The organism is Maricaulis maris (assembly GCF_036322705.1).
Classification (GTDB): domain Bacteria; phylum Pseudomonadota; class Alphaproteobacteria; order Caulobacterales; family Maricaulaceae; genus Maricaulis; species Maricaulis maris_B.
Map to the genome: position 1 here is coordinate 1,932,154 of NZ_AP027270.1, position 24,648 is coordinate 1,956,801.

General features: G+C 64.3%; 27 protein-coding genes. 18 read left to right on the top strand and 9 right to left on the bottom strand.

Annotation, left to right across the window (positions count from 1 at the left end; all coding sequences use genetic code 11):
* The 5 genes from AAA969_RS09085 to yaaA all read left to right on the top strand — a co-directional run bounded on the left by AAA969_RS09085 (position 1) and on the right by yaaA (position 4,766).
* Complete coding sequence (locus tag AAA969_RS09085) at positions 1-579, top strand: cytochrome b (RefSeq protein ID WP_338245707.1); 579 nt, start codon at positions 1-3, stop codon at positions 577-579.
* A 5-nt stretch (positions 580-584) separates the two neighbouring features.
* Positions 585-1,142 (top strand): YceI family protein, encoded by a 558-nt coding sequence (locus tag AAA969_RS09090; protein WP_338245708.1) that lies wholly within the window; start codon positions 585-587, stop codon positions 1,140-1,142.
* 50 nt (positions 1,143-1,192) lie between these two features.
* Positions 1,193-2,146 (top strand): L-threonylcarbamoyladenylate synthase, encoded by a 954-nt coding sequence (locus AAA969_RS09095; protein ID WP_338245709.1) that lies wholly within the window; start codon positions 1,193-1,195, stop codon positions 2,144-2,146.
* Between the two features lie 35 nt (positions 2,147-2,181).
* Complete coding sequence (locus AAA969_RS09100) at positions 2,182-3,618, top strand: FAD-binding oxidoreductase (protein WP_338245710.1); 1,437 nt, start codon at positions 2,182-2,184, stop codon at positions 3,616-3,618.
* A gap of 356 nt (positions 3,619-3,974) precedes the next feature.
* Positions 3,975-4,766, top strand: a complete 792-nt coding sequence (yaaA, locus tag AAA969_RS09105) for a peroxide stress protein YaaA (protein ID WP_338245711.1) — start codon at positions 3,975-3,977, stop codon at positions 4,764-4,766.
* Between the two features lie 509 nt (positions 4,767-5,275).
* Here yaaA and AAA969_RS09110 read toward each other — a convergent pair.
* The gene (locus AAA969_RS09110; RefSeq protein ID WP_338245712.1) at positions 5,276-5,854 is read right to left on the bottom strand and encodes a hypothetical protein; all 579 of its coding nucleotides are present in this window, start codon (positions 5,852-5,854) and stop codon (positions 5,276-5,278) included.
* 213 nt (positions 5,855-6,067) lie between these two features.
* Here AAA969_RS09110 and AAA969_RS09115 point away from each other — a divergent pair, with 213 nt between their 5' ends.
* From AAA969_RS09115 to AAA969_RS09150, 8 genes are all read left to right on the top strand, one after another.
* Complete coding sequence (locus AAA969_RS09115; RefSeq protein WP_338245713.1) at positions 6,068-6,868, top strand: 3-hydroxybutyrate dehydrogenase; 801 nt, start codon at positions 6,068-6,070, stop codon at positions 6,866-6,868.
* Positions 6,865-7,266 (top strand): VOC family protein, encoded by a 402-nt coding sequence (locus tag AAA969_RS09120; RefSeq protein ID WP_338245714.1) that lies wholly within the window; start codon positions 6,865-6,867, stop codon positions 7,264-7,266. The genes AAA969_RS09115 and AAA969_RS09120 overlap by 4 nt, the downstream gene beginning before the upstream one ends.
* Entirely contained in the window at positions 7,263-7,727 is a 465-nt protein-coding gene (locus tag AAA969_RS09125) for an NUDIX hydrolase (protein WP_338245715.1), read from the top strand. The genes AAA969_RS09120 and AAA969_RS09125 overlap by 4 nt, the downstream gene beginning before the upstream one ends.
* A gap of 8 nt (positions 7,728-7,735) precedes the next feature.
* The gene (locus AAA969_RS09130) at positions 7,736-8,233 is read left to right on the top strand and encodes a TIGR02301 family protein (protein WP_338245716.1); all 498 of its coding nucleotides are present in this window, start codon (positions 7,736-7,738) and stop codon (positions 8,231-8,233) included.
* A gap of 110 nt (positions 8,234-8,343) precedes the next feature.
* Complete coding sequence (locus AAA969_RS09135) at positions 8,344-9,372, top strand: efflux RND transporter periplasmic adaptor subunit (RefSeq protein ID WP_338245717.1); 1,029 nt, start codon at positions 8,344-8,346, stop codon at positions 9,370-9,372.
* 110 nt (positions 9,373-9,482) lie between these two features.
* Positions 9,483-10,178 (top strand): ABC transporter ATP-binding protein, encoded by a 696-nt coding sequence (locus tag AAA969_RS09140; protein WP_425325049.1) that lies wholly within the window; start codon positions 9,483-9,485, stop codon positions 10,176-10,178.
* Positions 10,175-11,332 carry an ABC transporter permease gene (locus AAA969_RS09145; protein WP_338245719.1) on the top strand — a complete coding sequence of 386 codons (1,158 nt, stop codon included), beginning with the start codon at positions 10,175-10,177 and terminating at the stop codon, positions 11,330-11,332. The genes AAA969_RS09140 and AAA969_RS09145 overlap by 4 nt, the downstream gene beginning before the upstream one ends.
* Positions 11,333-11,342: 10 nt before the next feature.
* On the top strand, positions 11,343-12,524 hold the full coding sequence (locus AAA969_RS09150; protein ID WP_338245720.1) for an ABC transporter permease: 1,182 nt from the start codon (positions 11,343-11,345) through the stop codon (positions 12,522-12,524).
* Between the two features lie 87 nt (positions 12,525-12,611).
* Here the strand turns inward: AAA969_RS09150 and AAA969_RS09155 are convergent, their stop codons facing one another.
* From AAA969_RS09155 to AAA969_RS09170, 4 genes are all read right to left on the bottom strand, one after another.
* Positions 12,612-13,373, bottom strand: coding sequence for a hypothetical protein (locus AAA969_RS09155; RefSeq protein WP_338245721.1), 762 nt, complete (start codon positions 13,371-13,373; stop codon positions 12,612-12,614).
* A gap of 83 nt (positions 13,374-13,456) precedes the next feature.
* Positions 13,457-13,849 carry a DUF6165 family protein gene (locus AAA969_RS09160; RefSeq protein ID WP_338245722.1) on the bottom strand — a complete coding sequence of 131 codons (393 nt, stop codon included), beginning with the start codon at positions 13,847-13,849 and terminating at the stop codon, positions 13,457-13,459.
* 118 nt (positions 13,850-13,967) lie between these two features.
* Positions 13,968-15,233, bottom strand: a complete 1,266-nt coding sequence (locus AAA969_RS09165; RefSeq protein ID WP_338245723.1) for a SulP family inorganic anion transporter — start codon at positions 15,231-15,233, stop codon at positions 13,968-13,970.
* Positions 15,234-15,265: 32 nt separating this feature from the next.
* On the bottom strand, positions 15,266-16,216 hold the full coding sequence (locus AAA969_RS09170; protein ID WP_338245724.1) for a glycosyltransferase family 9 protein: 951 nt from the start codon (positions 16,214-16,216) through the stop codon (positions 15,266-15,268).
* Positions 16,217-16,277: 61 nt separating this feature from the next.
* On the opposite strand from AAA969_RS09170, the gene AAA969_RS09175 reads away from it, so the two are divergent.
* Positions 16,278-17,102 carry a hypothetical protein gene (locus AAA969_RS09175; RefSeq protein WP_338245725.1) on the top strand — a complete coding sequence of 275 codons (825 nt, stop codon included), beginning with the start codon at positions 16,278-16,280 and terminating at the stop codon, positions 17,100-17,102.
* A 98-nt stretch (positions 17,103-17,200) separates the two neighbouring features.
* Positions 17,201-17,779 carry a DNA-3-methyladenine glycosylase I gene (locus AAA969_RS09180; RefSeq protein ID WP_338245726.1) on the top strand — a complete coding sequence of 193 codons (579 nt, stop codon included), beginning with the start codon at positions 17,201-17,203 and terminating at the stop codon, positions 17,777-17,779.
* Between the two features lie 826 nt (positions 17,780-18,605).
* Here the strand turns inward: AAA969_RS09180 and AAA969_RS09185 are convergent.
* A complete protein-coding gene (locus tag AAA969_RS09185; RefSeq protein WP_338245727.1) occupies positions 18,606-19,235 on the bottom strand; it encodes a hypothetical protein in 630 nt (209 codons plus the stop codon).
* A gap of 293 nt (positions 19,236-19,528) precedes the next feature.
* Between AAA969_RS09185 and AAA969_RS09190 the strand changes: the two genes are divergently transcribed.
* Together AAA969_RS09190 and AAA969_RS09195 are read left to right on the top strand one after the other, a co-directional pair.
* A complete protein-coding gene (locus AAA969_RS09190) occupies positions 19,529-19,771 on the top strand; it encodes a hypothetical protein (protein ID WP_338245728.1) in 243 nt (80 codons plus the stop codon).
* 90 nt (positions 19,772-19,861) lie between these two features.
* Entirely contained in the window at positions 19,862-20,308 is a 447-nt protein-coding gene (locus tag AAA969_RS09195) for a peptidase S1 (protein ID WP_338245729.1), read from the top strand.
* 3 nt (positions 20,309-20,311) lie between these two features.
* Here the strand turns inward: AAA969_RS09195 and fghA are convergent, their stop codons facing one another.
* From fghA to AAA969_RS09210, 3 genes are all read right to left on the bottom strand, one after another.
* Positions 20,312-21,157 carry an S-formylglutathione hydrolase gene (gene fghA, locus AAA969_RS09200; protein ID WP_338245730.1) on the bottom strand — a complete coding sequence of 282 codons (846 nt, stop codon included), beginning with the start codon at positions 21,155-21,157 and terminating at the stop codon, positions 20,312-20,314.
* 435 nt (positions 21,158-21,592) lie between these two features.
* Complete coding sequence (locus AAA969_RS09205) at positions 21,593-21,964, bottom strand: hypothetical protein (RefSeq protein ID WP_338245731.1); 372 nt, start codon at positions 21,962-21,964, stop codon at positions 21,593-21,595.
* 7 nt (positions 21,965-21,971) lie between these two features.
* Complete coding sequence (locus AAA969_RS09210; protein WP_338245732.1) at positions 21,972-23,078, bottom strand: S-(hydroxymethyl)glutathione dehydrogenase/class III alcohol dehydrogenase; 1,107 nt, start codon at positions 23,076-23,078, stop codon at positions 21,972-21,974.
* Positions 23,079-23,240: 162 nt separating this feature from the next.
* Between AAA969_RS09210 and AAA969_RS09215 the strand changes: the two genes are divergently transcribed.
* Entirely contained in the window at positions 23,241-24,356 is a 1,116-nt protein-coding gene (locus tag AAA969_RS09215; protein WP_338245733.1) for a beta-ketoacyl-ACP synthase III, read from the top strand.
* The last annotated feature ends 292 nt before the right edge of the window (positions 24,357-24,648 follow it).

The following is a 24,648-nucleotide window of genomic DNA, read 5'->3' on the forward strand; positions in this document are numbered from 1 at the left end:
ATGTCCCAACCGAAAACCTACACCGGGGTGGCCATCGCGCTGCACTGGATCATCGCGGTCCTTCTGGTCGGCATGGTCTTCTATGCCTGGAACATGGAAGAGCTGAAGGAGACGCTGTTCGCCGGAGGTGATGTGACGCTTGGCGAGGTGCAGTTCGCGTATAACGCGCACAAGACGGTGGGGCTGCTCATCCTGGTGCTCTCGCTCGGCCGCTTGGCCTGGCGCTTTACCCATCCGGTCCCCGCCCTGCCTGATGGCATGGCCGGCTGGGAGCGTTTTGCCGCGACCGCCACACATTGGGCGTTTTACGCCATCATGATCGGGATGCCGATTGGCGGCATGATCGCCGCCTCGGCAGCCGAACCGCCGACCCTGTTGTTCAACAATCCCGATTTCGTTCTGCCGAAACTGCCGGTCCCGCAGACCGAGGCTTTCCAGGAGTTTTCGGGCAGCGTGCACGGAGCCGGTGGCTGGGCCATTCTCGGCCTGCTCGGCCTGCACGTCGCCGCGGCCCTCAAGCACCAGTTCATCAACAAGGATGGATTGATCGGCCGCATGATCCCGGTCCTGAAAGGATAACTGCCATGTTGCGTACCCCCCTCGTCGCCCTGTCCCCGCTCGTTGCGCTTGCAGCCCTCACGGCGCCGGCGCTGGCGCAGGACTGGACGGTCGATCATGACGCCTCCTCGGTCGGCTTCGAGACGACGGTCTCCGGCGGCGCCGTGAGCGGCGGCTTCGAGACCTGGACGGCAGACATCACGCTCGATCCGGACAATCTGGAGGCCGCCTCCATCGACGCCGCGGTCACCACCGCCAGCGGCTCGACCGGCAATCGCCAGATGGATGACAGCATGCTGTCCAATGCCGGCCTCAACCCGACGGATTTCGAGACGGCGCGCTTCGTTTCCGACGATATCCGCGCCACCGAAACCGGCTATGAGGCACACGGCACAATGACCATGCGCGGGAGCGAGCAGCCGGTGGTGATGCCCTTCACCCTGGCAATTGCCGATGGCCGCGCCGTCGCCGACAGCCGCTTCGTCATCGCCCGCGCCGATTTCGGTGTCGGCGGATCAAGCTGGGGCTCGGCAGCCGCCGAGGTGACCCTGGTCCTGCACATCGAAGCCGATGCGGCGCCATAGCTTGCGCGACGCGCTTGCATGACCGGCCACTCCGGGTCTAGCTCATCGCCATGAGCGCACCTGTCAAACCTGCCAATGATCCGGCCGTGATCGATGAAGCCGTCGCCCTTCTCAAGGCGGGCGGCCTCGTCGCCATGCCGACCGAGACGGTCTACGGCCTCGCCGCCGATGCCGGCAATGCCGATGCGGTCGCGCGTCTCTATGCCGCCAAGGGCCGGCCGCGCTTCAATCCGCTGATCGCCCATGTCGCCGGGCCGAGCATGGCCTGGCGGCTGGCCGGCTGGCCCGACCTGGCCGAACAGCTCGCCGAAGCTTTCTGGCCAGGCCCGCTGACCCTGGTCCTGCCCAAGCGACCCGATGCGCCGATCGCCGATATCGCCAATGCAGGTCTCGACTCGATTGCCTTGCGTGCGCCGCGCCACACCGCGGCCCAGAGCCTGATCCGGGCCTTTGACGGCCCGCTGGTCGCCCCCAGCGCCAACCCGTCTGGCGGGATCAGCCCGACCACGGCCCAGCATGTCGCGGACGGCCTCGGCGACCGGATCGATCTCATTCTCGATGGCGGGGCCTGCCCGGTTGGACTGGAATCCACCGTGATCGCCCTGCTCGGCGGCTTGCCGACCCTGCTGCGCCCGGGCGGTCTTCCCCGGCGCCAGATCGAGGCGATCACCGGCCGCCTCGAGGAGCCGGGCTCCAGCGAGACCCTGCTCGCACCCGGCATGATGAAAAGCCATTACGCCCCCAATGCCGCCATGCGCCTCAATGCCGAGACAGCCGAGGCCGGCGAAGTCCTGCTCGGTTTCGGGGCGATCGACGGCGATCTCAACCTGTCCGCCGCCGGTGATCTCGCCGAGGCTGCGACCGGGCTTTTCGCGGCCCTGCGCGCACTCGATGCCCGCGGCGCGGCGCGGATTGCGGTTGCACCGATCCCCAATGAGGGTTTGGGTGAAGCGATCAATGACCGCCTGCAACGCGCCGCCGCCCCCAAAGACGACCTGACCTGAGCTGAGCTGATTTCCGAACACCGACCGGACCTGCCATGACCGTGACCGATACGCCCGCCGCCCCCGCCACCAGCCCCCTGCCGGAAGGTCTTGCCGACGCACTCAAAGCCGTGCTCGGCCCGAAGGGCTGGTCGGACGATGCACACGAGATGGCGCCACATATCGCCGACTGGCGCGGCCGCTATCAGGGCTCGACCCCGATCCTGCTCAAGCCGGCCAGCACGGACGAGGTCGCTGCCTGCGTCCGTTTGTGCCACGAGGCCGGTATCGCGATCACTCCGCAAGGCGGCAATACCTCGCTGTGCGGTGCGGCCACACCAATGGGCGAGGTGCTGCTGACGCTCAAGCGCATGACCGCGATCCGCGAGGTCGATATCGACAATGACTCGATGACGGTCGAGGCCGGCTGCGTGCTGGAAAACCTGCAAAACCTCGCCGCCGAGAATAATCGCCTCTTCCCGCTCTCGCTGGGATCGCAGGGCTCGGCGATGATTGGCGGGCTGATCTCGACCAATGCCGGCGGCGTGCATGTGCTGCGCTATGGCATGACGCGCGAACTCGTCCTGGGCCTCGAGGCCGTGCTGCCGGACGGGACGATCTGGTCCGGCCTGACGGGCCTCCGCAAGGACAATACCGGGTATGATCTCAAGCAAATGCTGATCGGCGCCGAGGGCACGCTGGGCATCATCACCGCCGCGACCCTGAAACTCTTCCCGCGCCCGGCGCGGATGGAAGTCGCCTTTTGCGGCCTGGCCAGCCCCGACGATGCCGTGAAATTCCTCGGCCTCGCCAAACAGGTCTCCGGCGGCGCGGTCACGGCCTTCGAGCTGATGCCGCGCATGGCATTGGAGATGGTGCTGGAGCATGTCCCCGGTACGCGCGATCCGCTGACCGGAGAACACGCTTGGTATGTGGTCTGTGAAATGAGTTTCGGCCGCGCCGACGGGGCCCGCGAAACAATGGAGGACGCGCTTGGCCAGGGCTTTGAGGCAGCGCTGATCGAGGATGCCGCGATCGCCGAGAATGACAGCCAGATCCATGACTTCTGGCGCCTGCGCGAGACCATTGCCGAGGCCGAACGCGCCCATGGCAAGGCGGTCAAGCACGACGTATCCATCCCGGTCTCCAAGATGCCGGCCTTCCTCAGCCAGGCGACCGCGGCCGTGGAAGCGGCCTTCCCCGGCGCGCTGGTGGTCGCCTTCGGCCATGTCGGCGATGGCAATGTCCACTTCAACGTCGCCGCCCGCGAAGCCGGCGCCGATGACGGCTTCATCGCCGAAGCCGCCCCGCTCTCACGTCTGGTCTACGACCTGGTCGACAGCTTCGGCGGTTCGATCTCGGCCGAGCATGGCATCGGCATATTGAAACGCGCCGAACTGGCCAGCCGCAAACCGGTCGATGTGGCGGTGATGCGGGCGATCAAGTCGGCGCTGGACCCCAGGAGCATCATGAATCCGCGGGTTTTGCTGTAACGACGGATGCAGGGCGGGCCGACCCGCAGGTCGAAATTTACGCCGGCGCGTCTTCGCAGGGCGAGTCATAAATCGCTTGTCAGCCAGCAGGCCGTCTCCGGTTCTTCAGGTCAAGGGTGAAACCGCGAAGCGGCGGCTTTGCCGCCCTTGACCTGAAGAACCGGAGACGGCGATCTCTCGGCAAGCGGTGTATGGAATGGTGTGCGCGCGGCGCGGAGGACCACAAAGCTTTGGGGGCCTTGCCTCTTCATAGCTACCCTCTATCCCAGCCATGAATCATTTCAGCCCACAGCACCGCGTCCGCGTCTGGAAACCGGCGGGCGCACTCCCTATCCTTTGGGACTAGGAGATTGCCCATGCTGATTCTGCTCTCGCCCGCCAAGAACATGAATTTTGACGCCGTCGATCGCGACCTGCCGGCGACCACGCCGGACCTGATCGACGAGACGCGGATCCTGTCAAAGACGACGCGGCAGCTTTCGGCGGCGAAGATCCAGTCGATGATGAAGATCAATGATGATCTCGCCCGTCTCAATCGCGAGCGCTTCCAGGCCTTTGACGCCGACCAACCGGGCGAGAAGCAGGCCGCCTTCGCGTTCAATGGCGAGGTCTATCGCGGTCTCGAGGCCGAAACCCTGTCCGCCGAGGACCTGGCCTGGGCCCAGGACCATTTGCGCATCCTGTCGGGCATGTATGGCGCCCTGAAACCGCTCGACGCCATCCACCCCTATCGCCTCGAGATGGGCCGCAAGCTGCACACACGGCGCGGCGAGAGCCTCTATGATTTCTGGGGCGACCGCATCGCGAAGGAACTCAACAGCCTGCAGGCCGACGCCAAAGAGCCGGTCATTCTCAACCTGGCCTCGAACGAGTACTTTAAGGCGGTCGACAGGAAGGCCATCAGGGGCCGCGTCATCACCGCCACCTTCAAGGAAGAGAAGGACGGCCAGCTGCGCGCGCTCATGGTCTTCGCCAAGAAGGCCCGCGGCATGATGGCCCGCTGGGTCATCGAGAACCGGGTGACCAACCCGGCCGACCTGGTGAAATTTGACCTGGGCGGCTACCGGTTTGAAGCGGCCGGGTCGAGCGAAGGCGATCTGCTGTTCACGCGGCCTCAGCCGGCGGCGGCGGGGAAGAAGGCGGCTTAGCGCCCCTATTCCACGCGCCTGCAAGATATGATACAACCCAAGGGCCGCCGGGGACGGGGCTAGCCGTCCCCTTTGGCCGCCCTTTAGGCGAGAGAGAGCCGGATCATCAGGGTCCACCCGCCGATCCGTCTTCTTCTCACCCAAAGGACGAGAGAGAGTTTCGGAAGCCGAAACATATCTCCCTCCTTGGATTGCGCCGGCCCTTGTGGCCGGCGTTTTCATGTTAGCACAAATACACGCAATACGTGTAAATTGACCCATTCAAAACTATGCTCAAGCTTTCGCCTTAATGGGCGAGGGGTACCGCAAAGCGGTGGAGTGGGTGACCGACGGTCAGTGCAGGAACGCTGCGCGTTTCACCCCTTCCGACCCTGGGCTGCGACCCGGCCCACCTTCCTTATCAAGGGGAAGGACCTGGATGCCTCCCTTGAGGCCGAAAAGCACCGCTCGCGTTGAGGTCCCAGGGACAAGCCGGGGGATGATGGTGGAGGGTTTTCGGAAATCCGCACCTATAGGCGGCGGCAGAATGGCTCACTTCGCCAAGATGTGAAGTTCTCGCGCGTATTCCAGAACGTCACCGCTGCCAAACAAACCTCGCGAGCAGAGTCGGGGCTCGTGCGCGAGATCAGTAACACCTCGAACGGAGCCACTCGCAGTCCCGCGTCCGGAAAGTCTTCGTTCCGGAGATAGCAACGGTCAGTCGACGCGCAGGCTTCGAACGCGCGTTCCAGATTCTGACTGAGATAGGAAAATACGGAGACAAAAGGGGTTTCAGTGTGGCGCCCCTCGGATGATGAGACCATCCGTGCCCACCTGACAGGGACCACTCCGGGAACGTCACCCACATGGTGGCTCACCGCCGTCCCATCCGCGCTCGCGTCGATAACAACGTATGCACATTCGTCTCCGCAGTGGGCGTAGATGACGCTGTCAGCTCCTCCACCGGAGAGTATCGGGCCCTGATAGTCAGCCATTTCGCCCAGCCACGGCGGCTCGACTTGCTCAAGCTGACGAACCAGCTCGTCATCCGAATGGGAAGCACAGCCAACCAGCGCGAACGCGACCAAAGCGAAAGCAAGCTTGTTCAATTCAAGTCTCCGCTTCCCAAGGCAACAGATGATGGCGTCAAACAGCCGCTCTCGCTCGACGCTACACTCGCCGCGCCTCTCTAGCTAGCGTCCCTCCCGGAACTCCTGTGAGCAGACTGACGGCTCCTCCCACACCCGCTGGGAACACCTCCCCCTTGACCTCCCCGTCGCCATCCCGTCTCTTGCGCTCAGCGCAAAGTTGAAGGGTGGTTCATGTCTGGAATTCGTACCGATCTCACCGGCCAGGTGGCCCTGATCACCGGCTCGACCAGCGGCATTGGCGCGGCGATGGCCGGGGCGCTGGCGGAAAATGGTTGTCACATCATTCTCAACGGGCTGGGCGACGCGGCCGAGATCGAGGCCCTGCGGGCGCGGCTGGCCAGTGATCATGGTGTCGAGGTGCGCTATCACCCGGCCAACATGCTCAAGCCGGACGAGATCGCCGACATGGTCGCCTCGGCCGAGCGCGAATTCGGTCGGCTGGACATCCTTTTGTCCAATGCCGGCATCCAGCACGTCGCGCCGGTCGAGGACTTCCCGACCGAAAAATGGGACGCCATCATTGCCATCAACCTGACCTCGGTCTTCCACGCCGCCAAGGCCGCCGTGCCGATCATGAAGCGCCAGGGCAAGGGGCGGATCGTCAATCTCGCCTCGGCCCACGGTCTGGTCGCCTCGCCCTTCAAGTCGGCCTATGTCGCGGCCAAGCATGGCGTGATGGGCTTTACCAAGACGCTGGCGCTGGAAGTCGCCGAACAGGGCATCACCTGCAATGCGATCTGTCCGGGCTATGTGAAGACACCGCTGGTCGAGATGCAGATCGCCGATACAGCGAAAGCGCGCGGGATTTCCGAGGAAGAGGTGGTCCGCGACGTCATGCTGGCGGCCCAGCCGACCAAGCAGTTCGTGACCTATGAGCAGCTCGCCGGTGCTTTGCTCTATCTTGTCTCCGATGCCGGGGCCAATATGAATGGTTCCTGGATCAGCATAGACGGCGGATGGACTGCGAAGTGAATGACAATGAAGCCATCCTGAAGATCGACTACAACGAGATCCCGGTCACCGACATGGCCGCCGCGAAAGCCTTCTACAGGGCCGCGTTTGGCTGGGACTTCCTCGATTTTGGGCCGGACTATGCGGCTTTCCAGAATGCGGGCCTCGATGGCGGACTGCGCCGCGAAGACACGCGCTTCCCGCAAGGCTGCCTGATCATCCTCAAGGCCAAGGATATCCTCGCCGCCGAGGCGCGGGTCGAGGGCGCCGGCGGCGCGATCATCAAGCGCGAGGATTTCCCCGGCGGACGTCGTTTCCATTTCACCGATCCGGCCGGCAACGAGCTCGCCCTGTGGTCGCCGAACGGCAAGTATGACCCGCACCCTGACCCCGACGCCGCGAATGATCCGGACGCATGAACGATAATCAGAGCCCGCGCCGCCAACCGACGCCCGGGGCCGGCATGGTCGTGTTTCGCGGCGATGAGGTGCTGCTGATCAAGCGCGGCAAACCGCCCTATGAGGGGCAGTGGTCGCTGCCCGGCGGCAAGATCGAATATGGTGAGACGGCGGCCGAGGGAGCCCTGCGCGAGCTGTCCGAAGAGACCGGAACCACGGCCCGCATTGTCGGCCTGATCGATGTCATCGACAGTATCGGCCTGCGCGAGGACGGACAGCCGGGCGACTGGCATTATCTGCTGGTCGACTTTGTCGGCATCTGGACCGGCGGCGAGCCGGTCGCGGCGGACGATGTCACCGAGGCGGCCTTCTTCCCCTTCGAGAAAGCCGTGAGCCTGACCCGTTGGGACAAGACCCGCGATGTCATCGGCCGCGCCCGCGACATGCTGGCTGCCATGAGCGCGCCACAATCCCGGGCATGATGCGCGCCATGCGTGCACATCGCCTCTTTCCGGCCCGCCTGGCCCTGCTTTTCTTGGCCCTCGCGGCTCTGAGCCTGACGGCTTTGGCCAGCGCTCCGGCGATGGCCCAGAAGCCGCGTGACTTCGAGCGTCCGGTAGCGATGGAAACCAGCCCGTCCGTCATTCCCCAGGACAACGGGATCAGCGCCGACATCCGCGAAGAACTCGATCTTGAGCGGACCCTGCCTTTCCTCGCTTATACGCTGGGCGAGCTGCATTATCTCGCCTTCTCCTGCGACAGCCCCGACGACCAGCAATGGCGCCAGCAAATGGTCGAGCTTCTGGCCATGGAGGCGGCAGATAATGGGCGCTGGCGCGACCGGCTGATCCAGAGCTTCAATGACGGGTATCGCGCCCAGCAACGCTACCGCACCCGCTGCGGCCTGGAAGCCGATGCCGAACGCCGCGCGCTTGCCCATCGCGGCCGGGACCTGTCGGAAATGATGCGCGCCGCCTATTTCGACTGAGCGGGCCCTGCAATCGGGCATGCGACGGGGGACGCGGTTCCGATTTGTCCCGTTCCAATCGTCATGAATGCGCGTTACTCATACGGTATGACCGAATTTGAGGGGCGCGCATGTCAGACCGAAGATCACAGCTGGAATCCCTGAGCATTGATCGCGACGAGGGCGACGCCGCCGGCGGTGTTTCCGTGCTCGTGACGATTGTTATCGCGCTGGTCTTCGCGGCCCTGTCAGCGGGTGGCACGTGGTATCTGATGCAGTCATCGGCGCCGGCACCGCAGCCCGTCGCCGCGGTCGAGACCCCGGCCTCGGCGACACCGTCAGGCAGCGACACAGCCGCGGCCACACCCGCCCCGCAGACACCGCGCACCTCCGGCCTTGTCGCAACCGGCTATGTCGTGGCGCGCCGCCAGGCGACCGTGTCGGCGGAGATCACCGGCCGGATTTCCGAGCTGCTGGTCGAGGAAGGCACGCGTGTCGAGGAAGGCCAGGTCCTCGCCCGGCTCGACGACACCCGTGCCCGGATCCAGCTCGACCTGCTGATCGCCCAGCGAGAAGCCGCCGCGACGCGTCCGCGCGCCCTGCTGGCCCAGCTCAACGAGGCGCAGACCGTGCTGCAGCGCGCCACAACGCTGGCCGAGCGCGATATCGGCTCGCAGGCCGCCGTCACCGCGGCCCGCGCGCAGGTCGACAGCCTGACCGCCCAGATCAATGCCTCGCGTGCTGACTACCAGGCTGTGGCCGCCCAGGTGCGCAGCCAGGAAGACCTGATCGACCGCCATATCGTGCGGGCACCCTTTGCCGGCATCGTCATCGCCAAGAACGCCCAGATCGGCGAAATCCTGTCTCCGGCCTCGGCCGGTGGCGGCTTCACCCGAACCGGTGTCGCCACCCTGGTCGACATGGACTCGCTGGAGATCGAGGTCGATGTCAATGAGGGCCAGATCGGCCGGGTAACACCGGGCCAGCGGGTTGAGGCGCGACTTGACGCCTATCCGGACTGGCGCATCCCGGCCCATGTCGAGGCGATCATCCCGACCGCCGACCGGGCCCGGGCCACGATCACGGTCCGCGTGGCCTTTGACGAGCGCGACAACCGGATCCTGCCCGACATGGCCGCCCGCGTTATTTTTATCGAATAGAAGTACTTTAATTTACAAAGCGACACCGATGTCGCATGATGACGACCTGCCGACGACCTGCCGCCGACCTGACCGGGACGCTGCGGCCTGACCTGAACGGGGAAATGCCGATGACATCGCTCTACACCCTCACCGACCTGTCCAAGCGCTACACGCGGGGCAAGGAGTCGATCACGATTTTCGAGGATCTGACGATGACCATCCCGGAGGGCGACTTCATCGCCATCATGGGACCGTCCGGCTCGGGCAAGACCACCCTGCTCAACATGCTCGGCGGGATCGACCGGCCCTCGACCGGTCGGGTGGACTGCCAGGGCGTTCGCGTCGATGCACTGTCCGAGGGCAAGCTGGCCAAGTGGCGCTCGCAGAATGTCGGCTTCATCTTCCAGTTCTACAATCTCATGCCGACCCTGACAGCGGCCCAGAATGTCGAATTGCCGCTGCTGCTGACCAAGCTGTCCGGCAAGCAGCGCAAGGACCGCGTCGCCACGGCGCTGGACATTGTCGGCCTCGCCGACCGCAAGGGCCACCGCCCGCGCCAGCTTTCCGGGGGCCAGCAACAACGGGTCGCCATCGCCCGCGCCATTGTCGCTGACCCGAAAGTCCTGCTGTGTGACGAGCCGACCGGTGACCTCGACCGCAAGTCGGCCGATGAAATCCTCGAGACGCTGCAACTGCTCAACAAGGAGCTCGGCAAGACCATCATCATGGTCACGCACGACCCCTCGGCGGCCAAATACGCCCGCCGCGAACTCCATCTCGACAAGGGCCGCTTCATCGAGCAAGTGCTGGAGCCGGCGCAATGAATGATCTCACGCTGATCCGGAAGAACCTCTTCCGCAAGAAGCTGAGGGCGATCCTGCTGACCCTGTCGATCCTGATCGCCTTCCTGATCTTCGGCGTACTCGGTGCCTTCTATTCGGTCTGGACTGCGGGCAGTGCAACGGCGGCGGAAAACCGCCTGATCACGGTCAACCGGATCAACTTCACCGTCTCCATGCCCTTCGCCTACTGGAACCGGGTGGCGAGCGTCGAAGGCGTGACCAATGTCAGCCATGCGAGCTGGTTTGGCGGCTATTACCAGGACCCGACCCAGTTCGTTCAGACCTTTGTCGTGGATGCCGAGAGCTACCTGGCGGCCTATCCTGAACTGACCATGCCCGCCGAGCAGCGCGCAGCCTTTCTCAACACCCGCGACTGCCTGCTGGTGGGGACGGACCTGGCCGGCCAGTATGGCTGGTCGGTCGGCGACACCATCCCGCTGCTCTCAAACATCTGGCAAAAGACGGATGGCACGTCGAGCTGGGAATTCGACATCTGCGCGATCTTCGACGCCGAGGAAGACACCATTCCGGCCAATTACGCGATGTTCCACTACGACTATTACAACGAGGCGCTGGCCTTCAATCGCGACCAGGTCGGATGGTTGATCGTCAACACCGCCGACGCCTCGCTCAATGACAGCGTGGCGCGCTCGATCGACACCATGTTTGCCAACTCCCCGGCCGAAACCGAAACGACGACGGAAGCCGCCTTCAACGAGGCGTTCGCAAACCAGTTCGGCAATATCGCCCTGATCCTGATTTTCGTGGTCGGATCCTCCTTCACGACCATCCTGATCATTGTCGGCTTCACCATGGTGACGGCGATCAATGAGCGCACCGGCGAGATCGCGGTGATGAAGACCCTCGGCTTCCCGGCTCCGCGCATCTTCCGAATGGTGCTGGCGGAATCGGTGATGTTGAGCCTGGTCGGCGGCCTGCTCGGCCTTGGACTGGCAACGCTCATGATCAGCGGCGTCGCCGCGGCCGCAGCGGCTTTCCTTCCCGGACTAGCGATGACCGCCACCGTCTTCTGGAGCGGTATCGGACTGGCCGTCCTGCTGGGGCTGCTGACCGGTATCGTTCCTGCCCTCAATGCCCAGCGCGTGAAGATCGTCATCGCGCTCGGCAAGCAATAGGAGGCGCGTCATGTTCAACCAGATCGGCGCTGTCACGATGATGAATTTGCGCTCCATTCCGCAGCGCGCCGGCCTCTCCCTGGCCACCGTCATCTCGATCGCCCTCGTCACCGGCGTATTGCTCGGCTTCCTGGCCATGTCGAACGGTTTCCGGGCCACCCTGCAGGGAACCGGGTCAGAGAATGTGGCTGTCATGCTTCGGGCCGGCTCCTCGGCCGAGCTCAATTCCGGCCTCTCCAGCGACCAGGTCCGCCTGATCGAGGAAGCGCCCGGCATTGCCCGAGATGCCGACGGCACGCCGCTCGTCTCCGGCGAGCTCTTCGTCATTGTCGATGGCGTGAAGCGCTCCTCGCAGACCAATGCCAACCTGCCCCTGCGCGGTGTCGGCACCGAGGCCCTGCGCCTGCGCGAAGGCTTCGAGATGGTCGAGGGCCGGATGTATGAGCCGGGCACAAACGAGCTGGTCGTCGGCGCTGGCGTGATCCGCGAGTTCTCCAATTTCGACCTCGGCACCACGGTCCGCCTCGGCCCCAATGAATGGGTCGTGGTCGGCGTCTTCTCAACCGGCGGCTCGGTGTTCGACAGCGAGGTCTGGGCCGACATCGCGGTGATCCAGAACCTCTATAATCGCGGCACCGGAGTACAATCTATCCGCGCCCGCCTGACCTCGCCGGAGGCCATCGAGGAGCTGCGCGCCTATGAGGAAAACGAGCCGCGGCTCAATCTCGACATTGTCAGCGAGACCGATTTCTTTGCCGGACAAGCCGGTGGCACCGCGGTCTTGATCGAGGCCATCGGCCTGCCGCTCTCGATCATCATGGCGATTGGCGCCCTCGCCGGGGCCTGGAACACGATGTACTCCTCGGTCGATACCCGCATGCGCGAGATTGCGACCCTGCGGGCAATCGGCTTCTCCGGCTTCGCCGCGGCGGTCGGGACCATGGCCGAGTCGATCGTGCTGGCGGCTGTCGGCGGCCTGCTTGGCGCCCTCGCCGTCTACCTGCTCTTCAACGGCATCTCGGCCTCAACGCTCGGAGGTGGCTTCACCCAGGTCGTCTTCTCCTTCGCGGTGACCGGCGGCTCGGTCCTTGCGGGCATGGTGATGGCCGTCATCATCGGCTTCCTCGGCGGCCTCGTCCCGGCCATCCGCTCGGCCTATGTGCCGCTGCTGACGGTGCACCGGAGCGACTAGTCCCGGGCCCGCCATTGCGGACACGAAAAAGCCCTCCGGCGACCCGGAGGGCTTTTTTTTGATGTGTGACCGCAGGAGTGCCGGGCCTCACCCGTACCAGTCGTCCTCGGCCGCGCGGAGCTTTTCCTCGTCCTTGTGCGGCGGCAGGATTTCCATCTTCACGTGGCGACGGCGATTGGTGGAGATGACGAAGAAGCGCTTGTCGGGATAATCCAGCTTGCACTCGAGCATGGCCGAGGTGATCAGGTCGACATTCTTGAGGTCATCATCCGACATCCCAAACGAGTGCGGCAGGTCGCGGCCATATTCGTCCAGCCCCTTCTCGACGCACTGGCGGATGGCGCGGCGCTTGAGACCTGCGGTCGTCAGGTGCGGCCCCAGCTCGTCGCGGATTTCCGGGTTCGAGCACGGGTAGACGGCCAGATAGTTCGGCTCTTCCGGCAGGTGACCGGCATCGACGATCAGCTTGAGCGCCGCCTTGATGGTCTCGCGCGAATGCTGGCGCGCGGTGACGATGGCGACCGGCCGACGCTTGAGCACGGCGTATTTGAAGATCTCCCAGGACGGGCCGCGCCAGTTGGCACTGTCCATGGCGCGCTTGACGTCGCGCAGCAGGTATTCCTCGCCATTGCGATCCTGGCCGTCGGCAAATTCGCGATAGGCCCGCGCCGGCGGATCGGCCCAGTCCTCCCACAGGCCGGGCACGCCGAGATAGGCCTTGATATCCTCATACTCGTGCTGGCGCATGGCCCGCTCCTCACCGGTCATGGTGTTGAGCAGGTGAATGCGGGTCGGCAGGTGGAGAATGTTTTCGTCGATGTCGAAAAAGTAGAAGCTCTGGCGGTCCACGCGACAATCCTCGCTGGTTTCGGGTCGCCCGGGTCAGGAGCCCGGACGGGTATCGGCCCGGTTACAGAGCCTGGCGCACCAACTCAATAGGCGGCGTAGGATTTCTCTTCGACGAGGGTCGAGCCAAGCAGGAGATTGATCTCCTTTTTCAGCGCCGCACGCTTGTCATTGGTGACATAGACGGCACGGGCGAGACGGATGAATTCGTCACCGAAATCACCGGCCCGCTCGCAATCGCGGATATCATCCTCGATCACCCAGAGCTCCTCATTGACCGCCTGCAGCGCCGCGTCGAGACGGCTCAGCTCGTCACTGGCCGGCACGTCCTTTTCCAGCGTCTCGTTGAGAACCGCCAGCTCGGTGCGGACATTCTTGAGCTTCGCTTCATCGGCGATGCGTTCGGATTTGATACGCAGGATGGTGATCTTGTCGATCAGTTCGCCCGGAGCGATGGCGGTCAGGATGGTCGTGGTCATGGCAAGGGCCCTTCTGGCGGTCGGTCATGCGCCCGGGATGTGAGCGTGATGTGAGTGCGATTGTCGTGATTTGCGGGACAAGAATCCAGTGCTTCATCAGCAAGTCCCGTGCCTTGGCTCAGCGCTCCGGCGGTGTCCAGTCACTGGGCGGCGCCTTGCGTTGCGACAGCCGCAGCGCCAGCCCCACCGCGACACCGACGCCAATCGCCACCGTGAGATCGACGAAGACCGTCAGGACCAGGGTCAGAACCAGCAGGACACGGTCGCCGACCGGCCCGCGCAGATAGCTCGGCCAGCGCTGCGGCTCGCTCATGTTCCAGGCCGTGACCATCAGCAGGGCGGCCAGCACCGGCATGGCGAGATGGCCGGCGAGCGGGGCGGCGAAGAGCAGGATGAGCAGCAGGACCAGCGCATGGACCAGTCCGGCCACCGGCGTCTTGCCGCCGGCCCGGATATTGGTCGCGGTGCGGGCAATGGCGCCGGTTGCCGGCAGGCCGCCAAACAGGGCCGAGCCGATATTGGCCACGCCCTGAGCGGTCAGCTCGGCATTGGGACGATGATGACCGTCAATCATCCGGTCAGCGACCATCGCCGACAATAGCGATTCCACACCGGCCAGGAAGGCAATCACGATGGCCGAGGGCACAAGCTCGACAATCCGCGCCGGCGAGACCTCCGGCAGGGCCGGCATCGGCAGGCTGGCCGACAGGGCACCGAAGCGGGACTGGATGGTGTCGACCGGCAGGTTCATCACCACCACGACGAGCGAGGCGACCGAGAGGCCGACGATCAGCCCGGGGAAACGCGGTGCCAGGCGGCGCAGACCGATAATCAGCACCAGCGCCAGCACCGCAATGCCGAGCGCAGCCGGGTTGAGGCTGTCACCGGACTGGACCAGCATCGGCACGGTCTCGAGGATATCGGCCGGGACATGGTCAAAGTGCAGGCCGAGAAGGTCCTTGACCTGGCTGGTCGCGATGATGATCGCAATGCCGATCGTGAACCCGTTCACCACCGCCTCGGGAATGAAGGCGATCAGGCGGCCGGCGCGCAGATAGCCCGCCACCAGCAGGATCAGGCCGGCCATCAGCGTGGCCAGAACCAGCCCGTCATAGCCATGCTCGGCGATGACGCTGAACACGACGACGATGAAGGCGCCGGTCGGGCCACCGATCTGCACCCGGCTGCCGCCCAGGGCGGAGATCAGGAAGCCGCCAATGATCGCCGTGACCAGCCCCTTGGCGGGATCGGCGCCGGAGGCGATCGCAATGGCCAGGCTGAGCGGCAGGGCCACCATGGCCACGGTCAGGCCGGCCAGGACATCGGCCAGAAACTGGTTGAGGTCGTAGCTGCGCAGGGTCGTCAGTATCTTGGGCAATCGCATGCTGGCCTACCCCTCAACCCGGCTGGACCCGATCAGGCTGTCCGGTCGTACAGCGCCTTGGCGGCATCATACACGGTGTCGACCGCGAGGTCCGCCAGAAGGCTTTCCGGGTGTTTGCGGCGATCATCATGGGCGCTGTCGATTTCCTCGAAGCTCGCCGGTCCGCGCACCGCATCGGTATGCGTGCCCCACGGGGCATAGCAGCGGTCATCGGAGGGGCCGAACAGCCCCAGCGTCGGGGTCCCGACCGCCGCTGCCATGTGCATCAGCCCGCTATCATTGCCGACATAGAGGCGGCAGCGCTCGATACAGGCTGCGGTTTCCGGCAGGCCGAGGCCGAGCAGGTCGACAAACTCGATCTCCGGCAGCGCGTCATAGATCGGCTGGGCATAGAGCTCATCACCCGGACCGCCCAGCATGACCACATGGGCGCCCGGCATCTCGCCATCCGGCGCGGTGAATTTGAGAATGAATTCGGCAAACTTCTCGGCCGGCCAGACCTTGAAGATCCACGAGGCCGACGGGCAGATCGCCAGATAGGGGCCTGTGCCCGGCAAGCGCTCGGCCGCCTCGGCACGGACGGCATCGGAGATATGGAGCTTGGGATCCGGTGCCGGGGAGAGTGCCAGCACGCTGGCCGCCTCCTCGACCTTGGGGATGGCCACCGGGCTCTGCTTGAGGATGCGGCGCTCCTTGGCCCGCAGGAACCAGGCGGTCGCCGAGCAGCGCAGATCGACGACCAGGTCCCACTGCGTATCCGCCGTCTCGCGCCACAAATTCCACCAATGCATCCCGGCCTTCTTCTTGCGCATGATGATGATGCGCTCGAGGCGGGGCGTTTCGGTGAACAGCGAGGCCGCCAGCGGACCACAGGCAATCGTGAAGCGCGCCTCGGGGCGTGTCCGCACGAGATGGTCCAGGACACCGGAATTGATGATGGCGTCACCGATCCGGGTCGATGTGATGAAGAGGACGCGTTGCATGGTCACCGCAGATAGCGCGACGCGAAGGGCTTGGCCAGAGACGGGCGCAATGCCATATGCGGTGCATGAACCAGCCCGCCCCCTGCCCTTCATCCTGCCCGGCCGCCAGATCGTCTCGGTCGCCGGTCCGGACGCCCGCGACCTCCTGCAGCGCCTGGTCACGGTCGACCTTGTCGGCCTTGAGCCCGGCAACTGCCGCCCCGGTGCCCTGCTCACGCCGCAAGGCAAGATCCTGGTCGACTTCCTCGTCCTGGCCGATGGCGACACCGTCTGGCTCGACGTCCCGGCCAGCGCTGCCGAGGGCCTGCTCAAGCGGCTGACACTGTTCAAGCTGCGGGCCAGGGCCGAGATCGTGCTCAATACCGACCTCCTCGCCCTGTGGTCGACCACGCCCTTCCCCGGCGCGGCCCAGGACCCGCGCCTGCCCGGCCGAATCTGGCGCGGCATCGGCGAGGCCGGAAGCGAGCCGCGCGCGCTCGACCGCTTCGAGATCGAAGCGGGCATCCCCGCCTTTGGCCGTGACTATGGCGAGGCCGAGGTCTTCCCGACCGACGTCAATCTGGACGCCTTTGGCGGCGTTGGCTGGAAGAAGGGCTGCTTCATCGGCCAGGAAGTCGTTTCGCGCATGAAGCGCCGCGGCACCATCCGCAAGCGCTCCCTGCCCGCCGTTTTCGCCGCGGAAGCCCCGCCGCCGGGCACTGCCGTCATGGCCGGAACCGTCACCGTCGGCGCGATCAGTTCCAGCCTCGGCCACCACACCGTCATCCTCGCCCGCCTCGACCGCCTCAAGGCCGCCGAACACTATTGCGAGGCCGACGGCCAGGAAGCCAATATCGTGGTTCCAGACGAGTTCTGGGCCGACCTGGAAGCCGCACCGAAGGTTTAGCACTCTGTTGCCACGACGCTGTCAGCAGGGCGTGGCAAAACGGCTTGGCAGGGTCGGCGGAACAGGCTGCACTGTCCTCATCAAGCAAGGACCACCCCATGAATCAGCGCTGCGCCTGGGTGAATACGCCCGATCCGATTTATGCCGCCTATCACGACACCGAATGGGGCGTGCCGGAATATGATGCCCGCGCCCTGTGGGAAAAGCTTATGCTGGACGGCTTCCAGGCCGGCCTCGCCTGGATCACCATCCTGCGCAAGCGCGAAACCATGCGCGCCGCCTTCCACGGCTTCGACCCGGACCGGATTGCCGCCTATGACGACACCGATCGCGAGCGCCTGCTGGCCGATCCGGGCATCATCCGCTCGAAATCCAAGATCGAGGCTGCCATCGGCAATGCCCGCGCCTATATCGACATGCGCGAGAACGGCGAGGACTTCGCCGACTATCTCTGGGGTTTCGTCGACGGCCAGCCGATCCAGAACCGGTATGCCACGCTGAAGGATGTCCCCACCAAGACGGCATTGTCGGAGACCATATCCAAGGACCTCAAGAAGCGCGGCTTCAAGTTTGTCGGACCGACGATTGTCTATGCCTTCATGGAGGCGGTCGGAATGGTCAATGACCACGAGGTGACCTGCCCGCGGCATGAAGCGGTGAAGGATTTGGTGCGGTAGAGGTCGGTCCGGATCAGCAGCGCTTGCCCCCTCCCATCCAACCGTCATCCCACGCGGTCGATATCATTGCCGAGGCGCCCGGGGCGAAGCCTCGGGACCAACGCGTGTTTCCAGGAAACTCATCGCCGAACGTCGGTCCCGGATCGCGCAGGCGCGTCCGGGAAAAATGGTGCGTGCCTAATTGTCACGAATTATCATACCGCAGCCTAACGCTGGCCAATCCCTTCAATGTTCGAAGCGCACTCAAATACGCGTCGACATCAATCGAAAATAACCGAGCATTCCGAAAAACCCGACAAGCATAAAAGCCGGGCCAAAATCAATTCCGGCTAACGAACCTATCAATAAAACAACGCAGTAGGCCACAAACAATACTGTTGAAATTATTATTGTGGCGCGTCTCATTGGATATCCTTTTCCTAATCGCCGGGATACAAACCCACTTCGATCCAGCGTTTGAGGCGCAAGCGCACACCCCACCATATATCCCTTGCCGAGAGAAAGCCGTATCCGGTTCTTGAGCTCAAGGGTGAAACCGCGAAGCGGCGGCTGCGCCGCCCTTGACCTCAAGAACCGGTTACGGCCCGCTGGCTGACAAGGGATCTATGGTTCAGGCCGCGCGAAAGCGCCCGAACCCCCTGTTGTCATCCCTGACGGAGCCCTGACTTGATCAGGGCGCAGATCCGGGACCCACAAGCCCGGTTCGGCCGATATCGGCGTGTATGGGTCCCGGTTCTCCAACCCGCTTTCGCGGGGTTCCGACCGGGATGGCAAACATTTGGAGTGGCGGACAAAATGGCGGCGGCGGCCCCGTCCCGTTCCGTCCCTACCAGCTCTCCATCACAGCCTCGGTTCCACACACAATCACACACTCCGTCCGTGACGCGTTGCAGGCCTGGCCTCCGACCTGGCTGTCATATTGCCAGACCATGGTGCCGGCTTGCGCCTGGCAGTCGCGGCGGTTGACCGGGAGGGTCGCGGTGGCGTGGTGGCCATTGGCCTCGCCATCCTGGAGAGAATAGCGACAGATCGTGCGGTATTGCCCGGCTTCTGCCGCGATCCACTCGAGCGCTGCCATCACCGGCGGCAGGTCGTGATTTGCGGCGAAGGCATGCGCGTTCACACCAACAGTCCGGGCATGGGTCAGCATCGGCGCGACGATTGGCCGGTTTTGCGTTGGGGAGGGCGATTGCCCGCGCATGCCGGTGGCCGGTCGAAACGGAACCCGGCCCGGCCGGGTCTGACGGCCAGACTCGGTTGAGGCTGCACCCAGCGCATTGCCGCGCACCCGCGCCTCATGGCGCCAGGCCGGCGCCTCGGGGAATTCCTTGTCCATGACCCAGACGTCCTCGGGCGCCGGACAGAAATAGGGTTGCTGCTGGGCCTCGGCCGAAACCGGCAACAAAGCCAGCAGGACCCCGGTCAGGGCCCCGGTCAGTATTGTCCGTATCATCATGTGTCCCCCGTCTGTGCTTCCAACCAGATCATGCGCCGGAAACGACATCGAAGAAAGTTTCGTGGAATGATCCGGCGTGACAACGCGTCCGGCTTCGCACCCTGGCGCCTACCTTGGCTTAAATTGCTTGCCGAAAGGGAGCCGGATACGACCCGCTGGCTGACAAGTGACTTGTGGACCACTTCGCGCGAGGCGCCCGATGCCGACCACGAGAATTACGCCCCTTGCTCCTTCTCCCGCTCCCGCTAAACTTGCCCCATGCGACGGCTGGGGAGCCCGCATCGGAGCGTGTCATGCGCCTTGTCCTGATCTTGATGTCCACCACCCTTCTGTCCGGCTGTGCCTGGCTCGCCGAGGGGCGGGACCCGGACCTGCCCTCGGCCGGCGAGCTGGGCGCCGGCGTGTGCCGCCCGGCCGGCCCGCATGACCCTGCCGCGCCGGGCGAATGGGTTTGCGATGATGGCGACGGCGGCGAGGAGATGCGTCCGCGTCACCGCGTCGAGCGCCCGCAGGACTATCGGCGCGATCCATTCTAGGCGCTCCATCCCTCCCCCAAACCGGGGATACCCGGCGGGTGCGGCGCATGGCTTTCTTGGTCCAGCTTCACATGGACAGGAGAGACACCCATGAAGAGACTTGCCATCATCGCCGGCCTGGCTTGCCTGGTCATCGGCAGCCACGCCTCGGCCCAGACCTTCGGCTCGGTCAATCTGCGCGCCGGTTTCACACCCGACCCCTATCGCACCACCATTACCTCCGGCGGTGCCCTCTCGGCCCGGAGCCTGTTCACCAACTGCACCGGCTGGGTCGCCGACGCGGTCGACTTTTCCGTCTTCTACACGGCCGGCAATTACAACCTGACCTTCTCGGCCACCTCGCAGGCCGACACCACGCTCATCGTCCAGGCCCCGAACGGCCAGTTCTATTGCGATGATGACAGCGGTCCGGGTCTCAACCCGACCATCACCATCGGCAATCCCGGCTCCGGCAATTATTCGGTCTGGGTCGGCTCCTACAGCCAGGGCCAATACGCCCAGGCGACGCTGTCGATCTCCGAGATCGGCCAGCGCTAGCGGTCAGTCACCGGCGAGGAGGGCCTTGGCGTGATGACGCAAATGGTCCTCCATGAAGCTGGCGATGAACCAGTAGGAATGGTCATAGCCGGGATGGCGGCGCAGGGTCACAGGCTGGCCCGCCGCCCGGCAGGCTGCCTCGAACAGGTCCGGACGGAGCTGTTCGTCGAGGAATGTGTCGGCCTCGCCCTGGTCGATCAGGATCGGCACCTCGGACGGCTGCCGCTTGACCAGCTCGCAGGCGTCATGTTCGCCCCAGGCCGGGCACTCATCGCCGAGGTAGGCGGCCAGCGCCTTCTTCCCCCAGGGCACCTGGGTTGGCGCCACGATCGGTGAGAAGGCCGAGACCGAGCGGAAGCGTCCCGGATGACGCAGATGCAGCGTCAGCGCACCATGCCCGCCCATCGAGTGACCGGTAATGCCCTGACGGTCCATGTCGGCGGGGAATTGCGAGCCGACCAGGGTCGGCAGTTCATGCGCGACATAGGTCTCCATCGAGAAATGCGGCGCCCAGGGCGGCTCGGTCGCATCGACATAGAAGCCCGCGCCCTGCCCCAGATCATAGCTGTCATCATTGGCGACAGCCTCGCCGCGCGGCGAGGTATCGGGCGCCACCACCATCAGGCCGAGCTCGCTGGCGATGCGCTGCAGGCCCGACTTCTCCATCACATTCGACCAGTTGCAGGTCAGGCCGGAGAGATACCAGACCACCGGCACCGGCCCGTCCTTGGCTTGCGGCGGCGTATAGACGGCAAAGCGCATCGGGCCGCGACAGGCCTCACTGTCGTGATCATGGACGGACACTGTGCCGCCGAAAGAGGCCCAGCTGGAAACGGGTGTCAGGGTCAAAGGGATGGCTCGCTTTTTCGGTTTCAGGGTCAGAAGAAGAAATAGCGCATGGGGCGGCGTGTGCCAGCCCCTGGTTGGGTGTTTCCGGGAGATACCAAATCCCCACCGTCATCCACGGGTCAGCGCGCCGCGCTGATCCGGGGGACCTCGTCACGGAGGGCCACCGAATAGGTGAGGTCCCCCGGACAAGCCGGGGGATGACGGTATGAGGAACGAAGAAAAGGTCGTGAAATAGGCGAGCGTGGGCGCGCAACCCTCCATACATCGCTTGTCAGCCAGCGGGCCGTCTCCGCTTGTTCAGGTCAAAGGCCCGAAGGGCCGCGTCGCGGGTCTACCCCTTGACCTGAACAAGCGGAGACGGCGAACTCCCGGCAATCGGTTTGTGGCGGGGTGTTGGCTGCGGTACGACCGCAGCGACACCTGCATATATTGCGATCAATCAGGATAGATACAGGTGCCGCCTTGCGGGTCGTAAATGCCGAGCCCGTGCTGTTCAGCGAGACTCGCCAATTTTGCCAGGGCTGCCTCGGCAACAGACCACCGAAATGACGCGTAAATTGCACCTGGCATCAAGGTAAAGTCAGTGACTTCCGGATCGTCGATACGATCATCAGAGACAGCATTTGGCCCGTTTAGCGGCGGGAAGAACTCGCAAAACGCCTCAAACCACGCCGTCAGGCGGTCTGTGCATTTTGACGCGTCCAGCGCCGCGTCAGGGCCTGACATTTCCGCATCAACCCACGCTTCAAACGCGCTCTTGTCCTGCGGCGCAGATGCCGGATCAAACACCATCAGATCGTAGCTCATGGGCCCCCTAATACTCCACCACAGCCCGGATGCTCTTGCCCTCATGCATCAGGTCAAACCCCTTGTTGATGTCGTCGAGCTTGAGCTTGTGGGTGATCAGGCTGTCGATATCGATGCGGCCTTCCATATACATGTCGACGATCTTGGGGACGTCGGTGCGGCCTCTTGCGCCGCCGAAGGCGGAGCCGCGCCAGACGCGGCCGGTGACCAGCTGGAAGGGGCGGGTCTGGATTTCGGCGCCGGCCGGCGCGACGCCGATGATGACGCTCTCGCCCCAGCCCTTGTGGCAGCATTCCAGCGCCGCCCGCATGACCTCGACATTGCCGATGCACTCGAAGGAGTAGTCAGCCCCGCCGCCGGTGAGTTCGACGAGATGGCCGACCAGGTCCTTGTGGTCCTTCGGATTGACGAAATCGGTCATGCCGAACTGGCGCCCCATCGCCTCCTTGGCCGGGTTCATGTCGACACCGACAATCTGCCGGGCCCCGACCAGTTTTAGGCCCTGGATGACATTGAGACCGATGCCGCCGAGACCAAACACAACCGCCGTGGAATTGGGCTCGACCTTGGCTGTGAACATCACCGCGCCGATGCCGGTGGTCACGCCGCAGCCGATGTAGCAGATCTTGTCGAAGGGCGCGTCCTGGCGGACCTTGGCGAGCGAGATTTCCGGCAGGACGGTGAAGTTCGAGAAGGTCGAGCAGCCCATATAGTGCAGGATCTTCTCGCCCTTGTAGGAGAAGCGCGAGGTGCCGTCCGGCATCACGCCCTGGCCCTGGGTGGCGCGGACCTTCTGGCACAGATTGGTCTTGGGATTGAGGCAATACTCGCACTCGCGGCATTCGGCCGTGTAGAGCGGGATGACATGGTCACCGACCTTGAGGTCCTTCACGCCCGGCCCGACCTCGCGGACGATACCGGCGCCCTCATGGCCGAGGATGGCCGGGAAGGCCCCTTCCGGATCAGCACCCGATCGGGTGAACTCGTCAGTGTGACAGATTCCGGTCGCCTTGATCTCGACGAGAACTTCGCCGGCTTTCGGGCCCTCGAGGTCAACCTCGACGATTTCCAGCGGTTTTCCGGCCTCGAAGGCCACGGCGGCACGTGTTTTCATGGATCGCTCTCCCGGATCGGATCTTGGTTGCGCACTGGTCTCGCATTGAGATGGCCCGGCGTCAAAGCCCGGCAAGCCCCTGATGCGCAGCTGCACAGGTGACGCATCGAAACGCAGCCACTAAGTTGCGCGCCCTGACATACCCGTTGCGGAGTGAAGTGAATGAGCGCGGTGATCCGGTCGACCGGTCTTTGGACTCCCGACGAGTCTGTTTCCAACGATGAACTCGTGGCCTGCTACAACGCCTATGTTGAGCACTTCAACGCCGAGAATGCCGACGCCATCGAGCGCGGCGCCGTTGAGGCCAAGAACCCCTCCTCCTCCGGCTTCATCGAGAAAGCCTCGGGCATCAAGTCGCGCTACACCATCGACAAGAAGGGCGTACTGGACATTTCCCGCATGCGTCCCCGGGTCAAGCCGCGGGCCAATGACGAACTCTCGCTGATGGCCGAAGCCGGCCTCGCGGCGGCCAAGGAGGCCCTCGCCCATGCCGGTCGCGACGCCGCCGATGTCGACGCCGTGATCTGCTCGGCGACGTCGATGCAGCGCACCTATCCGTGCATGGCGATCGAGATCCAGGACGCCCTGGGCATCACCGGATTCGGCTATGACATGACGGTGGCCTGCTCCTCGGGCACCTTTGGCATCATCAATGCGGTCAACATGATCGAGACCGGCATGGCCAAGTCGGTGCTCGTTGTGACGCCGGAAATTACCACGCCGCAGCTCAATTTCCGCGACCGCGACAGCCACTTCATCTTCGGCGATGTCGCCGTCGCCATGCTGATCGAGCACGAGGATGTCGCCGGCGGTCAGGGCTGGAAGATCGTCGGTCGCAATCTGATGACCAAGTTCTCCAACAATATCCGCTCCAATTTCGGCTTCCTGAATGCCTCCGAAGAGCCGGAGCCGGATTTCGAGGACCGCTATTTCGTCCAGGAAGGCCGCAAGGTCTTCAAGGAAGTCTGCCCGATGGTCGCCGAGATGATCCTCACCGACATGGGCAATTTCGGTCTCAAGCCGTCCGACATGAAGCGGCTGTGGCTGCACCAGGCGAATATCAACATGAACATGATGGTCGCCAAGAAGGTCTTCGGTCGCGAGTTCACCGAGGACGAGGCGCCGGTCATCCTCGACGAGTTCGCCAACACCGCCGGGGCCGGCTCGCTGGTCGCCTTCCACCGTCACCATGACGGTTTCGAGGTCGGCGAAAAGGGCCTGATCTGCTCGTTCGGTGCGGGCTATTCGGCCGGCACGGTGTTTGTCGAGAAGCTGTAGGGCCAAGGGCGTCTATGCGTCGGGCTGGGCGGGGCGCCTCCCCCCGCCGCAATGCCCATGACAGTTTTTGTCATCGCGCCCGGCCATCCTGTGCCTCGACACAGGAGGACCACCATGCGCCGCTCATCCATATTCGAATTTGCATCCAATGCCCTCGACACGGTCGTCTGGGTGGGTTTCGTGGTCGTCCTGAGCGGCCTCTAGCCTTCCCACAAAGGCGAATGCACCCCATACAGATTTGCAACCCCCGGACAAAAAGAGGCCCGGCCCGCCAACCCCTACAACGCAGGGG